We start from the raw sequence: 16,443 nt of genomic DNA, 5'->3' as shown, positions 1-16,443 counted from the left end.
TATAAAAAATTGATAAATATGATGAAAACATAAATGTTAAAAAAGCTATTATCAACAATAAATTAAGAAATATGCTTCCAAATTGAAGTTAATACTAATACAAAATTTATTGATAAAATAAAAATTTCCAGAAATACAGAATATGGTAAACATATAAAGTATTATATTTCATCAAATGCCTAAGATCTATCAACTATTTTAAGCACATTACAAAAAATAAGCATTGTTGACTATTTAAATTATTCTAAAAAGTCTTTTTAAAATATTAGATTTATAATCAAAATTTTAAAAACGTTCTTCTAACTTTAGATGAGCAACCAAAGATGATAATCCATTTAAGACCGTTAGATGAAATTATTATAAAGTTTTTATTATAAGTATTTTATTTATCATCTTGATTAACCTCTTGTTTTTGAATTTTATACTTTGAATAAAAAATAAAAAGGCAAATAATTAATAGAATTAGTGAATACATTAAAAACATTACTACAAATCCAGCATATAAATATAAAACCGTTAGTAACAAAATTAATATTGTATAAAAAACTATCCTATAAACTAAGATATATGAATTTTGTCTAGTGAATTCTTTTTTATCAAATATCATAAATATATAATTATTACCAATAGGCAAAACCAACGAACTAAGCATTTGCGTCAAAGCATTTAAAATTAAGTACGATATTAACAATAATTTTGGGTCATTTATAATATTTAAAAAAAGTCAGATAAAGCTTAATAATGCAATTACTAAAATAATAATATTAAAATATAAAGACCTATTATGAGCATTTATTTTATTTAGCAAAAAGGAACACAAGGTTCCTATTAAACCAAAACCAAATATACAAATTGTAAAAATAAAGGTTCACTCTTTATAATCATAATTAACAAAACTGAAAAATTGATTAATTCCTGCTTGTTTTGGATAAAGTAAGATTGTTATTAAAAATCCTAGCGAAATTGCAAAAGTTCAATTTAAATATTTATTTTTGCTAGTTTTAATTTCAACATCGTGTTGTTCAATAAATTCAATATGATTCTTCTTTTGCTTTAAACATAAATATAATGATGTTGAAGTTAGAAATGTAATCATATTTAATAATAATGTAGCTCAAAAAGGAAAATATTTAAATAACAAAAAGCCTAAAATTGGTGATAAAAATGAAGCAAAAGATAATCCTAATGAGTTAAATAAATTATATTGTTTCATATCATGAGAATTATTTGATAAATAAAAAATTATATTTTTAATAGCTAAAAATCTAAAACTGTTAAATAAACCATATAATGAACTAGAAATAGTTAAAATCCAAGAAAATGTGTGCCCATAAATATTCGTATCAATTAAAAAGTAAATCACAAAAACAATTAATACAACTAAAAAACTTGAAAAATCTGCAAAAAATATGATTTGCTTATTAGTGAATTTTTGAACAATTTTTGGCCCAAAAATATATACAATTAAAGCTGGCAATTGGATAAATAGATAAAACAATGAAACAAGTCAAAAATTTTCTGTTAATTTAAAAATATAAACTGACGAACTTAACTTAACCGCTTCTGTTCCTAAAATAGAAATTATTAAAGCGGATGTATATTTAAACTTATTAATAATGTTGGTTTTTTTAGTTATTACTTGTTCCATAATTTGTCCTAATATTTAATTATATTACAATCTTACTATTGCTAAAACTCTAAATTTAATAGCTCAAAATAGCAATTTTAAGCTATATTTAAGCAATTATTATCAAGGATAAATAAAAAAATATAATAAAATATATTTATGGGATTTTTTAAAAATTTAATTAATAAAGTTTTCAAAAAAGAAAACAAACAAGATATTCAAACTCTAAAAGAAGAATTAAAAGAGCAAAAGCAAAAAGAGATCTTAACAAGTGAAAAATTTAAAAAATATGAAAATGGTCTTAAAAATAGCTCTGATTTTGGTAAAAAACTTTTAGAAATTCAAAACAAATATAATCAAATAGATGAAGACTTTTTTGAAGAATTAGAAGAACTACTAATAATGTCTGATATTAACTTAAAACTAGTTGATGTAATTATTGAAAAAATCAAGCAAGAAGTAAAAATAAATAATATCGATGATCCAAAACTTATTGGCGAGCTTATTGCTGATCAACTTTTTGTAATATATACTGGAAATACAATTACTAATACTAACTTAAATTTTTCTGATGGTAGATTAAATATTTTTATCTTTGTAGGTGTTAATGGCTCAGGCAAAACAACTTCTATTGCTAAAATAGCAAATAAATACATCAAAGAAGGTAAAAAAGTTTTAATAGCAGCCGCTGATACATTTAGAGCTGGCGCAGTAAACCAATTGGGTATTTGAGCAGATAGAATAGGGGCTAAAATTATAAAACCACAAAAAGAAGGCGCCGATCCTGCTTCAGTTGTATATGAATCACTTGATAAAGCCACTAGTGAACATTATGATTTATTAATCATTGATACAGCTGGAAGATTGCAAAATAAAATAAACTTAATGAATGAACTTTCTAAAATGGTTAATATTATTAAACGTTTTGTACCGGATGCTCCGCATGAATCATTGCTGGTTTTAGATGCAACAACCGGACAAAATGGTCTGTCACAAGCAAAAAACTTTAAAGAAATTGCTAATTTGACTGGTGTTATTTTGACAAAACTAGACGGAACCTCAAAAGGAGGTATAGTTCTTTCTATTAAAGATGAATATAATTTAGATGTTAAATATGTTGGATTAGGTGAAAAACTTGATGATTTACAAGAATTTGATCTTGATCTATTTATTTATCAAATGACTAAGGATCTTATAAATGAGTAAAAAAGAACCTGATAACATAAATAAATACACTATTTTATATGAAAAATATAAAAATTTTTTAACTCAAACCCAAAAACAAGTTTTTGAGTTATATTTCTTCCAAGATTTATCATACTCTGAAATAGCTGAAATAACAGCTACATCTAGAACAGCGGCTTATGATGCAATTAAAAAAGCAATTAAAAAACTTGAAAAATTTGAAAATGAAATTTATCAAGAATAATATTCTAAAATGCAAGTTGATACTTTAATTTGCATTTTTGTTTTAAGAAATTAACTTGGTATATCGCAACCATCGAAAGGTTCAATATCAAAATTTAAGATTTGAATTTTTTGTTTTTGTTCTATATTTTTAAAAATGTCAAATTCTTCAACTAAAACTAAAATATCATTTAAATCCCCGTCCAAATTAGCTAATTTAAAAATGTTTTTTGCTTCTTTAAAAACTTTGCTTTTCAAATCTTGATAATCTAAATTTTGCCTAAAAATAGCCTTAATATCTGAAAAAGAATTTTGATGTTCAATATTGCTACCAAGATATTTTTTGTCTTTCAAATAAATAAAAAGATAAAAAATAAAATCATAAATAATTGGTGAAAATTGATCATTCCTAGTAAAAAAATTTCAAGTTAATTGGTGAAAATTTGGGTTTGATGGATCTAAAATAATACTAAATATTTTTCTAAATGTATCATAAATAGATAGTACATTTATTGAACGAATCATAATTGAATCTGTATTATTTTTTAAGTCTTCATATTTAATTATCATTAGTATCACTTTCTAGTTTAAAGATTAAATCTTTAATTTCTTGCGCTTTTAAATAATCCCTTTGCTTTGCTGCATCTAACATGCTTTTTGTTAACTCTTTAATAATAATTTGTATTTTAGCTTTAGGTCTTTTATGAGATTTTTTAGTTAGGATTTTTTCTATATCACTTAGTAGTTCATTGGTTTCAAATAAGGTTGGAACTTTTTTAATAATAGTTCGCGGTGTAATATGGTTTAATTTATTATACTCAAGTTGAATCTTTCTTTTATTTTTGTTATCATCAATACATTCTCTCATAGCAGGCGAAATGGTATCAGCATATAAAATGGCTTGTCCATTAGCATTTCTTGAAGCTCTTCCTACAATCTGAATTAAATTATTTGCAGCTCTTATAAAACCGCCTTTATCAGCATCTAAAATAATAACTTTGGACACTTCTGGTATATCAACACCTTCTCGCAAAAGATTTATTCCAATAAGCACTTCATAATATCCTAATCTCAATTTTTTAATGATTTCATCTCGTTCAAAATTTGTATGTTCTGAATGAATATACATTGACTTTATACCACGTTTAATTAAATATTCATTTAACTTTTCTGATGTTTCTTTAGTTATTGTTAAAATAATTGTTTTCTCATTAAGTTCTCTTTGTTTTAAAATGGTTTCATAAATATCATTAATTTGATTTTGTGTTGGTTTTATGATTATTTCTGGGTCTAATAGTCCAGTTGGTCTAACTATCATTTTAACAACATTTTTTTTTGCTTTATTAAGTTCATATTCAACAGGTGTAGCTGAGATATAAATCTTCTTAAAATCAAAATTATTTTCAAATTCTTCTCCACTTAAAGGTCTATTCTCCAAAGCAGAAGGCAACCTAAAACCATAATTTACTAAATTATTTTTACGAGATTGATCACCAATTATCATTGATCTTATTTGAGGTATTGATAAGTGCGATTCATCAATAATAATTAATGAATCTTTTGGAAAGTAATCTAATAGTGTATATGGTCTATCTCCAAAATTTCTTCCATCAAGATACATTGAATAATTTTCAATACCTTTGCAAAATCTAAATTCTTTGAGATCATTAATATCATTTTTAATACGTTGTGAAAGTCTTTGATATTCAAGCAACTTTTGTTCAGATTCAAATTTTTTTAGTTGTTCATTTAATTCATGCTCAATTAATGGAATGACACGATCATAAACAGAATTATCAGTTGCATAAGCATCACCTGGTGAAATAGTATATATATCATATTTATCTAAAATATTCTTATTCAAAGCATTGATTAGTAAAATATCCTCAATTTCATCGCCAAAAAAATCAATTCTAATTGCATTTTCTTCGCTATCTGCTGGCCTCAAAATAACACTATCGCCTTTAACACTAAATTCAGCTGATGAAGGAGCTATATCATTTCGATGATATTTAATATTAATAAGTTTGTGACAAAAGTCTTTAACAGAAATTTTTTGTCCTTTAAAAATGCGATAAAAACTTTTAACATAAATTTCCGGATTTAAAGCTCCATAAATAGCACTAACAGAAGCGACTACAATAACATCTTTTCGTGAAATTAAAGAATTGATTGCGCTCATTCTCATAATATCAATTTTTTTATTAATTCTAGAATCTTTTTCAATATATGTGTCAGTATTAGGTAAATAAGCTTCTGGTCTAAAATAATCAAAATAAGAAATATAATATTCAACTGCGTTATTAGGAAAAAAACCTTTCAACTCGCTATAAAGCTGGTTTGTTAAGGTTTTATTATGCGAAAGTATTAAAACAGGTTTATCAAAATTCTTTATCACATTTGCAATAGTAAATGTTTTTCCAGATCCAGTTACTCCTCATAAAACTTGATCTTTAACACCTTTTTTTATATTGTTTGATAAAAATTCAATAGCTTTTGTTTGATCACCTGCTGGTTGATATTCTGAATGTAAATCAAATATTTTCATTAAATATATTATATAAATTTTTAATATTATTCAAATTTTACTTAATCAAAAAACTGACCTAATAAGATCAGTTTTAAGTGAATAAAATTTTTATTAAAGCTAAATAATTAATTAAACAAGTTCAATAATTGCCATACGTGTGCTATCACCTTGACGTCTTGGTAATTTAATAATTCTTGTGTATCCACCATTTCTTTTTTCATATTTAGGTGCGATTGTATCAAAAAGATATTTTAAAACATCCTTATCTGTTCCGTTAACTTTGATTTTACGTAAAAATGATGCTACAATACGTCTATTTGCTAAAGTTGGGTTTTTTGCTTTTTGAATCATTTTTTCTGCATGTCTTCTTACTTCTTTTGCTCTAATTAAAGTTGTTGTAATATGCCCATTTGCATATAGTTCACTAACAAGTGAACGCATAACACCTGTTCTTCATTTTGTATCGCGTGAGTATATTTGTGTAGGATTAGCCATATTATTCTCCTCCTTCTTTTAATTCATAACCAAATTCTCTAAGTTTTTCAATAATTTCTTCTATTGATTTTCTACCTAAATTTTTAACAGCTTCTAATTCTTCTAATGTCATTGAGGCAATTTGACTAATTTTTCTTTTACCATTTTTTCTTAGTGCATTTAATGAACGAACTGAAAGTCCTAATTGAGTAATTTCGATATCATCTTCAATTTGTTGAGGTTCTTCTATTTTTGGTTCCTCAAAGATTTTTATTTCTTCCATTTTATCAATATTTCCGATTTCTTGGAACATACCAATTAAAATCTTTGAACCTTCTTTAATAGCTTCTTTTGCAGAAATTGTTCCATCTGTAACTACTGTAAATTCAAGTTCTTCTTCAATTTTAGGAGAAGAAGAATTAAGTTCCCTAACATTATATTTTACTTTTTTAACAGGTGAAAAATCAGAATCAACAGCAATAAATTCAGATTTACCAGTTGTAATATCAGTTAATGTTTGAAGTTTGTTTTTTATGCTTGAATCATAAATAAAAGTTTTATTTTCTTCAAAAGTCATATATCCACGGCCTACTCTTAGATACATTTCTAACTTCAATGCATAAGGTTTTGAAACTTCTGCAATATGAACTGTAGGGTCGATAACTTTTACACCGGGATTACTTACTTCAATTAATGATGAAGTAACTGAACCAGCTTCATTTGATTGTAATTTAACTTTTATTATTTCATTATCATTAACATATTCAGGATTATATGTAAAACGAACTTTTCTTAAATTCATAATAATTGAAGGAACATCTTCAACGATATCTTTTACAGTTGTAAATTCATGTTCAGCACCATCGATTCTAACACAAAAAGGTGCTAAGGTTGTAATATTTGATAAAATTACTCTTCTTAATGCTACACCAAGTGTATTCCCAAATCCTCTTTCAAGGCCTGATAATAAAAATGTAGTCTCATTCTTCATAACTTCTTTGAATTCAGCTTTTTCTTTATATACTAAAGGTTTCATTTTTTCCATTATTTACTCCTAATAAGTTATGAATTATTTTTTAGCACGTTCACGCTTCAAAATACGTTTTGGTGGTCTAGTACCATTGTGTGGAACTGGTGTAACATCCTTAATTTCAGTAACAGTGATTCCTGAAACTTCAATTTGTTTTTTAGCTGCATCTTTACCTGCACCTAAACCTTTTAATTCAACTTTAACAGATTTGATTCCGTGTTCTTTCGCTGCTTCAGCTGCTGCTGCTGCTGCTAAACCAGCTGCATAAGGTGTCTTTTTCTTTGTACCTTTGTACCCAATTGCTCCTGCAGAAGATCAAGCAATAACATTTCCTTTTTCATCAGCAAAAGTAACAATTGTGTTTTGATTTGTAGAGTGAATATGAACAACACCATTAACTATATTTTTCTTTTTAGTTTTACGCGCCATTATTATTTACCTTTCTTTCCTGCAACTGTTTTTCTAGGACCCTTACGTGTACGAGCATTCTTTTGAGTTGATTGACCACGAACTGGTAATCCCTTACGATGTCTAATACCACGGTAGCATTTAATTTCCATTAAACGTTTAATGTTTAATGTAGTTTCTCTACGCAAATCACCCTCAGTTAAATATGCTTTTGCTGCTTCACGAATTCTTGATAATTCTTCTTCTGAAAGATCATGAACACGAGTATTTTCATCAATTTTTGCTTTTTTACAAATTTCTTGTGCTAATGATTTTCCAATACCATAAATATATGTTAATGAAATGACAACACGTTTGTTATTTGGAATTTCTATATTTAAAATTCTAGCCATTCTTATATTCCTTTCTTAAATTACCCTTGTCTTTGTTTGTGTTTTGGTTGAACACAAATTACACGATTAACACCCTTACGTTTAATCATTTTACAATCTTTACACATTCTTTTAACACTTGCTCTAACTTTCATTATTACTCCTTAATTATTTATGTCTGTAAACAATTCGTCCTTGAGTTAAATCATAAGGACTAATTTCTACATCAACAGTATCCCCTGGTAAAATACGAATGTGGTTCACTCTCATCTTACCTGAAATATGAGCTTTAATAAGTGCACCATTATCTTCTAATTCAACAGTATACAAATCTGTTGTATGTGCTTCTTTGATAATAGCTTTAAATTTTATTGCGTCTTTAGCCAAATTATATTCCTTTCGTAAGAACAATTCCTTTTCCATCTTTTATCAAAACTGTATGTTCATAATGAGCTGTATTTGTTTTGTTAGCGCTAATAACAGTTCACCCATCTTTTAAAATTTTAATGTTAGGACATTGAATAATCATTGGTTCAATACAAATCACCATTCCATCACGTAACAATGGCCCAGTTCCTTTTTTTCCAACATTTGGTACATAAGGATCTTCATGTAATTCAAGACCTATCCCATGTCCAGAAAATTCATCAGGTGTATATAAATTGTTCTTATAAATGTATTGACCAATTGCATAAGAAATATCGCCAACTCTAGCGCCTTTTTTAATTGCTTTAACTCCTGCTCAAAAAGCTCCTTCAGCTACTGCGATTAATTTTCTATCATTTTCAGATACATTACCAATTGCTTTGGTAAATGCGCTATCACTATTGAAACCTTGATATATGCAACCAAGATCAACACTCACTAAATCACCATCTTTGACCACATAGTCCGATGGGATTCCGTGGATCAATTGTTCATTAACAGATATACAAGCTGTCGCAGGGAAGCCATACAAACCTAAAAAAGCCGGTTTAGCTCCATGCTTAATTATTTCTTTAAAAGCTAATTGATCAATTTCTTTTAAAGAAACTCCTGGTCTTATAAAGTCTCAAACTATTTGTTTAACTTTTGCCAAGATTTGGCAACTTTTAGTAATCTTTTCAATTTGCTCATTGGTTTTTATTAAATTCATAATTGCTCCTTTAAAACAATAAAAAAGATACTTTTACTAAAAGTATCTACATTTTACCATAATTTCACTTTTTAAAAAGTAATTAATAAAATATATAAGAATTTAATTTTGTCTATGATTTTTAAATTTAATCAAATTTATTTAACTACTTTGGGTCAGCTTTATAATAACAACAATTATTGTTGCAATAACCCCAAATATACCAATATATCTAATGAACTTGGATATCCAGGTTCTTGCTAAACAGGGAAATTTTTTCGGACACTTTAATCTTATTCTTTTGTAATTATATCAATTTACAAACACACTGATTTTGTATGACAATTCATCAAAATTCATTTGGCGACACTTCATAGAAAAGTGAGGAAAAATTTCGCTTTTGAGTATTGAGAAAAAATACTCAATTTCACGATTATCTAAACTATCACCAATTCTTGACATTGATATCTTTCCATTTAAAGACTTAATTTTATTAATATAATCTATCGAAAAATATGCAGAACCATGATTTAAATGTAAAATTATTTTTAATTTCGTATTTTAATATTATTTAAAGCTAATTCAGTATCATTATTTAATGATATTTCATATGTTACAAACTTTTTTTTGTGATCAATTATAGCTGATAAATATGATTTTGATTAATATCTTTTGGTGATGGTATATAAGTTACATCAGTTGCGTAAATTGTATTATTCTTTAAATTATAATCTCTTTGAACCAAATCCACAAACTTAACATTAGTATTTTTGTGTTCTTTTTGTCTCTTTTTTCTACGTACAAAAGTGAATAAATTTAATCTTTTCATATAGTTCCCGAGGGTTCTTGGGTTCACTTTAATGTTATAAGTTAAGAATAAATATTTGGATAATCTTCTTCTGCCATATCTCATTTTATTATCCACAAAACCTTGATGAATAACCTCTTCGTGTTTAATATATTTTTGTTTTTCGATTTTTTTAACTTTCAACTTTTCATAATATGTTGATCTTGCTATTAATAAAATCTTCGCTTTATTGCTTGATGAAAATTTTTCTATTTCTTTAATATTTTTAATATCGCATCAATGTTATTTTTGTTAAAAATTCTGTAGTAGTATTATATTGCTGCATCTTTTTCATCATCTTTAAGGGTATCAATTCACGTATAGTCAAGAACTTTCCTTTTCTTTCTTCCTACACCTTTACTTTTTTTGCTTGCTTTACCAGTTTTAGATTGAATATTCATGTTATACATTTTTCTTTTTCTCAACATTCATTTTAATGATTCTTTATTTCAATAATTTTGTCTAATAGAAAAAGAGATTTGTTCGAACTCAAATTTACTAATCTTGCGATTCTTGAAGTCATCATATGCGTTAAAGATTTTTGCTCATTCTTCTGTTTTTAAATGTCTCATAAATATTCTCCTTTTAAATATGTGAAAAAATCACTCGGAAGTGTCCGAATGATTTTTCCCAATCTAGTTTTTAATATATATGATTAAAAATAATTAATTATTTTAAATAATCTAAAATGTTTTTGCATACTTCTTCTGGATTATTCTTAGCATCAATTGTAATGAGTCTTTGACTTTGTGAATAATAATCTAATAGCGGTTTAGTTTGTTCATTATAAATCTCAAGTCTATGTTTAATTTTTTCTGGTTTGTCATCCTCGCGAGAAGTCAAAATACCATTATCAATATCACATAAATTTTCCTTTAAAGGAGGTTTAAAATCAATATGATAACTAGTACCACATTTAGGGCATAAACGTCTACCACTTAATCTTTTGATAATAGTCTCGTGAGGAACGCTTAAAAGAATGGTTTTAAATTTAAAATCTTTTTGTGAATCTAAAAATTCTGCTTGTTTTTGAGTTCTAGGATAACCATCTAAAATAAAATTTTTATTCTCATTTTTTAGTTTTGTTATAGCATTTAATACTATTTCATTAGTAACTTCATCAGGTACATAGCCTCCAGAATGAACATAATATTCAACCTTTTGGCCTAATTCTGTTTTATTTCTAATTTCACTTCTAAAAATATCACCGGTAGATAAGTGAATTAAATTTGTTTTACTTTGCAGTAAGTCAGCAACTGTTCCTTTTCCAGCACCTGGCTCACCCATAAAAATTACATTTGTTTTTATCATAATAAACCTTCATTGTGATTTATATTTTCTTCACCTTGTTCTGCTAATTCTACATTTTTATATGTTAATTTCTTAGCGTGTGATAATTTGCTTGATTTTCTTCTTGCATTTAATTGGCCAATTGTTTCTAAAACTGTTGAAACCAAAATCATTAAACTAGTACCACCGAACGCTATGCTTTGAGGTAATAAACCTGTCATAATTTGCAAAAATTGCATACTTGAGAGTATCAATAAATAAAAGGCAGAAAATATGCTCAATCTAAATACCACTGCTATTAAATAATCCTGAGTATCTTCCCCTGGCCTTACTCCTGGAATATATGTAGAATTCTTAGTAAAATCCTCAGCAACTTTATCAACTTTTGATTGTTGAATTCCCATAATTAATGAAAATACAAAAACAATTCCAACTAATAAACCAAATCCAAGTGGCCTAGTAAAATTTAAATTAATATTTATCCATTGTTTAGCTGCATTAGTGTTAGGAAGAATATTAGCTATCATAGAAGGGAAGGATAAAACCATCATAGCAAAAATTATTGGCATAATACCACCTGGATTTAATTTAATAGGTAATTTACCAATTTCTTTTTTGGTTTTTGATCTTCCTGCTCCAACTTGTTGAATAGGAACATGTCTTTCAGCTACATATACAATTGCAATTACTAATAAAATTGCTAAATATGAAAATATATAAGTTATAAAGCTTAAAACACTTGCAGTCAGGTTAGAACCTTTTAAATCACCTATATAGTAAATAAATGCAGATTGGAATTGAAAAGGAAGTCTTGCAGCAATACCTGCAAAAATAATTAAACTTGTTCCGTTACCAATACCTTTGTTTGTTATTTGTTCAGATATGAATAAAGCAAATAATGATGCAGCGGTTAAAATCATTGGAACAATAAAATAAACAATAGTTGTTTCTGAAATAAGATCTTGACCAACAATTTGAATAAAGCTTGTTCTAGGACCACCATTTGATAATGATCTTGTTAAAAACACACCTTGAGGATATGCTATTACAAGCGTAATAAATCTTGTAATAATATTTATTTTTCTTCGTCCTAATGGTCCTGATTGACTTAATTTATATATTGGAGGTACTAATTTTGATTGTAAAATCATCATTATTAAGGACGCATTAATAAAAGGACTTATACCTAAAGCGAATAATGAAAATTGTCTAAGTCCTCCTCCACCGATTAAATTAAGTGTATTAAGAAATGAATTTTCATTAATTTGATTAAAATTAGCTATTTTTATAAAAGGTGCCGTTATTGTTGTTCCTAGAATAAAAATAATTAGTAAAGATAAGGTAAATATACCTTTTTTTAATAATTCCCTCTTTTTTCAAAATTCACTTCATTGATTGTTAAACTTATAAAGTAATTTAGATAATGTAAAAATTAAATTTTGCAAAATTTCTCCTATTAAATACTTTATTAATTATAATAAAAAAATACTATTTTAATAACATTTAAAACAAACTAAATTATAATGTGCGAAATAACCTATTTTTTATACAAGGTGTGGAAGAATAAAAATGATTTAATACTCAAATCTGATGGCTTTAGAGATTATTACAATACAAAAAATAATAAATTAATTTCAAAACATAATGTTTTAATCAAGAGGGTAAGAAAAATAGCAATTGAGCCATTGATATTGTTATTAATAGAAAAAGTTTTAAATGTTGTTGTAAGATATAACGGTAAAAATTATGCTGCATTTAATTTAGAAAATGAAAGGGTTATTTTTCCTTTTAATTCTAATGTTTCATTAGCTCATTCATCGGACAATGAAATATATTTCAAATATAATGACAAAAAATATTTCGCTAAAGAACCAAGCGAAAAATATTTAAGTTTTTTAAAAATGTAAGCATTTAAAAGAGGATTTGATATTTCAATACCTGCCGTTACAAAGTTAGCTTTTCTTTACAAAAAAGTGGTTCTTTTTTAAAACAATGCAAGAATATATGATTAAATTTAATAGACTTCTTACAAGTAAAAATGTAGATTCTATTAATATTGAAAAAGCACTTTTAAAAATCTTATCATCCCTTAAAAAACCTTATATCAGTATCAATGAAGATATGAAAATTGATACATAAAAATTTTAATAAAATAGTTTTTTTAGAACTAAAAACACAACAAGAACTGTCTCATACTTGATGTTTTTCTACAAATATAAGCAATATAAAAAAACTCCGCAAGGGAGTATGTCCTTTGAAAACTGAATAGTAATTCATAATCTATTAAAATGTCTTGAATACATTTCTTTTAAACCTATCAATTTATTAGTAATGGTCAGCTGAATGTATTACTACACTTACACTTCCATCCTATCAACCTCGTAGTCTACAAGGAATTTCAAGGGAATACTTATCTTTAAGGAGGCTTCCCACTTAGATGCTTTCAGCGGTTATCCCTTCCGTACTTAGCTACCCAGCTATGCTCTTGGCAGAACAACTGGAACACCAGCGGTACGTCCACTCCGGTCCTCTCGTACTAAGAGCAGCTCTCATCAATATTCCAACGCCCACATCAGATAGGGACCGAACTGTCTCACGACGTTCTGAACCCAGCTCGCGTACCGCTTTAATTGGCGAACAGCCAAACCCTTGGAACCGACTCCAGCTCCAGGATGCGATGAGCCGACATCGAGGTGCCAAACCTTGCCGTCGATGTGATCTCTTGGGCAAGATAAGCCTGTTATCCCCAGGGTAACTTTTATCCGTTGAGCGACTGCCGTTCCATGACGTACAGCCGGATCACTAAGTCCTGCTTTCGCACCTGCTCGACTTGTAGGTCTCGCAGTCAAGCACACTTCTACCTTTGCGCTCTACATACGGTTTCTGACCGTATTGAGTGTACCTTTGAACGCCTCCGTTACCTTTTAGGAGGCGACCGCCCCAGTCAAACTACCCACCACGCACTGTCTCCCCGCCGGATAACGGCGGCAGGTTAGAAACTCAACATACCAAGGGTGGTATTTCAAGGTTGACTCCTTCAAGGCTAGCGCCTTGATATCATAGTCTCCCACCTATCCTACACATGTTAGGCCAAGTTCCAATACGAAGTTGTAGTAAAGCTCCATGGGGTCTTTTCGTCTTGATGCGGGTACCCAGCGTTTTCACTGGGACCATAATTTCACCGAGTCCAATGTTGAGACAGTTGAGAGATCATTGCGCCTTTCGTGCAGGTCAGTATTTAGCCGACAAGGAATTTCGCTACCTTAGGACCGTTATAGTTACGGCCGCCGTTCACCCGGGCTTCATTTCAACGCTTCGCTATTGCTAACGCATCCACTTAACCTTCGGGCACTGGGCAGGCTTCACCCCCTATACATCACCTTGCGGTTTAGCAGAGAGCTGTGTTTTTGATAAACAGTTGCCCCTCACAATTTACTGTGGCCAACATAAAGTTGGCACCCCTTTTCGCGAACTTACGGGGTTAATTTGCAGAGTTCCTTAACATTGGTTTTCTCGCTCGCCTTAGAATACTCATCTTGGGAACGTGTGTCCGTTCTCGGTACAGGTACCTTAAAATTTAAACGTTTAGAAGCTTTTCTTGGAAGCATGAAATCGCACAATTCAAACCTAAGTTCTATGCATCATAACTCCCGGTTATAGAATACGCATTTAACTATATTCACCAGTTGTTATTTACCCCTAAATCCATTAATAGGTAGTGTTATCCTTCTCCGTCACTCCATCACTATAATAAGGTAGTACAGGAATATTAACCTGTTATCCATCGGATACGCTTTTCAGCCTCTCCTTAGGCCCTGACTAACCCTGGGTGGACGAACCTTCCCCAGGAAACCTTTCCCAATAGGCGTCGTGGATTCTCACCACGAATCGTTACTCATACCGGCATTCTCACTTCTTAACGCTCCACAAGTCCTCACGGTCTTGCTTCGCCGCATTAAGAACGCTCCTCTAACGTACTTGCGTACCCGTGGCTTCGGTATTATGTTTTACTCCCGTTACATTATTGGCGCAAGATCTCTTGACTAGTGAGCTATTACGCACTCTTTAAAGGGTGGCTGCTTCTAAGCCAACCTCCTAGTTGTTTAAGAAATCTCACAACCTTTCTGACTTAACATAATTTTGGGACCTTAGCCGACGATCTGGGTTGTTGCCCTCGCGAGCCGGGACGTTAGCACCCCGGTTCCGACTGCATGATAATACACAATGGTATTCGGAGTTTGATTATAGTCAGTACCGCTAGGCGCGGCCATTCCATATTCAGTGCTCTACCACCAAAGTTTAACATCACACGCTAGCCCTAAAGCTATTTCGAGGAGAACCAGCTATCTCCAAGTTCGATTGGAATTTCTCCACTATTCACAAGTCATCCGGGCACTTTTCAGCGTACTACGGTTCGGCCCTCCACTTGGTGTTATCCAAGCTTCAGCCTGCTCATGAATAGATCACATGGTTTCGGGTATATATCAACATACTAAGCGCCCTATTAAGACTCGATTTCTCTACGGCTCCGCTTTTTTCTACTTAACCTCGCATGTTAACATAACTCGCCGGTCCATACTGCAAGATGTACGCCATCAGCCATTAACGGCCTCTGACTAATTGTAAGTAAGTGGTTTCAGATTCTATTTCACTCCCCTCCCGGGGTTCTTTTCACCTTTCCCTCACGGTACTAGTTCACTATCGGTGTCTGATTAGTATTTAGCCTTACCAGATGGTCCTGGCAGATTCAGACAGGGTTTCACGTGCCCCGCCCTACTCAGGATACTATCAAAAGTTTTTGATATTTCGCATACAGGAGTATCACCTTCTATGCTAAAGCTTCCCAACTTTTTCTGCTATATCAAAAATTTGTAACTTTATGTAGATAGTCCTACAACCCCAACATATAGTTGGTTTGGGCTCTTCCAATTTCGCTCGCCGCTACTAATGGAATCATTATTTATTTTCTTTTCCTGTTGCTACTAAGATGTTTCAGTTCACAACGTGTCTCGCTATTAAGACTATTTATTCATCTTAATGCAGTTAGATTTATGCTCTAACTAGGTTCCCCCATTCGGAAATCCCCGTATCGCAGCTTATATCCAGCTCCACGAGGCTTATCGCAGGTAATCACGTCCTTCATCGACTTTCAGACCCAAGGCATCCACCACAAACTCTTACTTATTTAAAAGTACAATATTTTCCTATTGTTTTGATGTATTCAAAGACATTTTAATAAATTATTTTTTTCAAAATAATTAACTCGGTATCACAAAACAAATTGACTAATTTATTTTTTTGATGTCGTTGTTATATTAATTTATCTTTACTATTCAGTTTTCAAA

General features: G+C 29.6%; 18 protein-coding genes and 1 rRNA gene. 4 read left to right on the top strand and 15 right to left on the bottom strand.

All coding sequences use genetic code 4. The features are described from left to right. Positions 1–382: 382 nt before the first annotated feature. A complete protein-coding gene (locus tag EXC48_RS00615) occupies positions 383–1,648 on the bottom strand; it encodes an MFS transporter (RefSeq protein WP_129720339.1) in 1,266 nt (421 codons plus the stop codon). Positions 1,649–1,786: 138 nt separating this feature from the next. Here EXC48_RS00615 and ftsY point away from each other — a divergent pair, with 138 nt between their 5' ends. Then, a complete protein-coding gene (ftsY, locus tag EXC48_RS00610) occupies positions 1,787–2,833 on the top strand; it encodes a signal recognition particle-docking protein FtsY (RefSeq protein WP_129720399.1) in 1,047 nt (348 codons plus the stop codon). Continuing rightward, complete coding sequence (locus EXC48_RS00605) at positions 2,826–3,056, top strand: sigma factor-like helix-turn-helix DNA-binding protein (RefSeq protein WP_015286927.1); 231 nt, start codon at positions 2,826–2,828, stop codon at positions 3,054–3,056. The genes ftsY and EXC48_RS00605 overlap by 8 nt, the downstream gene beginning before the upstream one ends. A 50-nt stretch (positions 3,057–3,106) precedes the next feature. Here the strand turns inward: EXC48_RS00605 and EXC48_RS00600 are convergent, their stop codons facing one another. The 13 genes from EXC48_RS00600 to secY all read right to left on the bottom strand — a co-directional run bounded on the left by EXC48_RS00600 (position 3,107) and on the right by secY (position 12,543). Beyond that, the gene (locus EXC48_RS00600) at positions 3,107–3,604 is read right to left on the bottom strand and encodes a hypothetical protein (RefSeq protein WP_129720398.1); all 498 of its coding nucleotides are present in this window, start codon (positions 3,602–3,604) and stop codon (positions 3,107–3,109) included. Further along, on the bottom strand, positions 3,594–5,582 hold the full coding sequence (gene uvrB, locus EXC48_RS00595; protein WP_165035609.1) for an excinuclease ABC subunit UvrB: 1,989 nt from the start codon (positions 5,580–5,582) through the stop codon (positions 3,594–3,596). Before uvrB ends, EXC48_RS00600 begins: the two co-directional genes overlap by 11 nt. Before the next feature lie 111 nt (positions 5,583–5,693). Further along, on the bottom strand, positions 5,694–6,059 hold the full coding sequence (rplQ, locus tag EXC48_RS00590) for a 50S ribosomal protein L17 (protein WP_015286924.1): 366 nt from the start codon (positions 6,057–6,059) through the stop codon (positions 5,694–5,696). A 1-nt stretch (position 6,060) separates the two neighbouring features. After that, positions 6,061–7,083 (bottom strand): DNA-directed RNA polymerase subunit alpha, encoded by a 1,023-nt coding sequence (locus tag EXC48_RS00585; protein ID WP_129720397.1) that lies wholly within the window; start codon positions 7,081–7,083, stop codon positions 6,061–6,063. 24 nt (positions 7,084–7,107) lie between these two features. After that, entirely contained in the window at positions 7,108–7,497 is a 390-nt protein-coding gene (rpsK, locus tag EXC48_RS00580) for a 30S ribosomal protein S11 (protein ID WP_015286922.1), read from the bottom strand. A 2-nt stretch (positions 7,498–7,499) separates the two neighbouring features. After that, positions 7,500–7,868, bottom strand: a complete 369-nt coding sequence (gene rpsM / locus EXC48_RS00575; protein WP_015286921.1) for a 30S ribosomal protein S13 — start codon at positions 7,866–7,868, stop codon at positions 7,500–7,502. A 20-nt stretch (positions 7,869–7,888) separates the two neighbouring features. Next, positions 7,889–8,002 (bottom strand): 50S ribosomal protein L36, encoded by a 114-nt coding sequence (rpmJ, locus tag EXC48_RS00570; RefSeq protein WP_004794374.1) that lies wholly within the window; start codon positions 8,000–8,002, stop codon positions 7,889–7,891. 13 nt (positions 8,003–8,015) lie between these two features. Beyond that, entirely contained in the window at positions 8,016–8,234 is a 219-nt protein-coding gene (gene infA / locus EXC48_RS00565; RefSeq protein WP_129720396.1) for a translation initiation factor IF-1, read from the bottom strand. A gap of 1 nt (position 8,235) precedes the next feature. Then, positions 8,236–8,982 (bottom strand): type I methionyl aminopeptidase, encoded by a 747-nt coding sequence (gene map / locus EXC48_RS00560; protein ID WP_015286919.1) that lies wholly within the window; start codon positions 8,980–8,982, stop codon positions 8,236–8,238. A 616-nt stretch (positions 8,983–9,598) separates the two neighbouring features. Continuing rightward, positions 9,599–9,952: an IS3 family transposase gene (locus EXC48_RS04840; RefSeq protein ID WP_223216294.1), complete on the bottom strand. Its 354-nt coding sequence runs from the start codon at positions 9,950–9,952 to the stop codon at positions 9,599–9,601. Between the two features lie 128 nt (positions 9,953–10,080). Then, positions 10,081–10,380 (bottom strand): hypothetical protein, encoded by a 300-nt coding sequence (locus EXC48_RS04835; RefSeq protein WP_223216293.1) that lies wholly within the window; start codon positions 10,378–10,380, stop codon positions 10,081–10,083. Positions 10,381–10,477: 97 nt separating this feature from the next. After that, positions 10,478–11,119 carry an adenylate kinase family protein gene (locus EXC48_RS00550; protein WP_015286916.1) on the bottom strand — a complete coding sequence of 214 codons (642 nt, stop codon included), beginning with the start codon at positions 11,117–11,119 and terminating at the stop codon, positions 10,478–10,480. Beyond that, a complete protein-coding gene (gene secY / locus EXC48_RS00545) occupies positions 11,113–12,543 on the bottom strand; it encodes a preprotein translocase subunit SecY (RefSeq protein ID WP_015286915.1) in 1,431 nt (476 codons plus the stop codon). The genes EXC48_RS00550 and secY overlap by 7 nt, the downstream gene beginning before the upstream one ends. Before the next feature lie 108 nt (positions 12,544–12,651). Between secY and EXC48_RS04830 the strand changes: the two genes are divergently transcribed. Both EXC48_RS04830 and EXC48_RS05045 read left to right on the top strand, forming a co-directional pair. Continuing rightward, positions 12,652–13,005 (top strand): hypothetical protein, encoded by a 354-nt coding sequence (locus EXC48_RS04830; protein ID WP_223216292.1) that lies wholly within the window; start codon positions 12,652–12,654, stop codon positions 13,003–13,005. 97 nt (positions 13,006–13,102) lie between these two features. After that, positions 13,103–13,237 (top strand): hypothetical protein, encoded by a 135-nt coding sequence (locus tag EXC48_RS05045; protein WP_268814399.1) that lies wholly within the window; start codon positions 13,103–13,105, stop codon positions 13,235–13,237. A gap of 165 nt (positions 13,238–13,402) precedes the next feature. On the opposite strand, the gene EXC48_RS00530 is transcribed toward EXC48_RS05045, so the two are convergent. Further along, a 23S ribosomal RNA gene (locus EXC48_RS00530) occupies positions 13,403–16,289 on the bottom strand. Positions 16,290–16,443: the final 154 nt, after the last annotated feature.

The organism is Mycoplasmopsis cynos (assembly GCF_900660545.1).
In the GTDB taxonomy this organism is placed as follows: Bacteria; Bacillota_I; Bacilli_A; order Mycoplasmatales; family Metamycoplasmataceae; genus Mycoplasmopsis; species Mycoplasmopsis cynos.
Note: the sequence above shows the minus strand (reverse complement) of the source record. Positions and strands in the feature narration are given on the sequence as shown.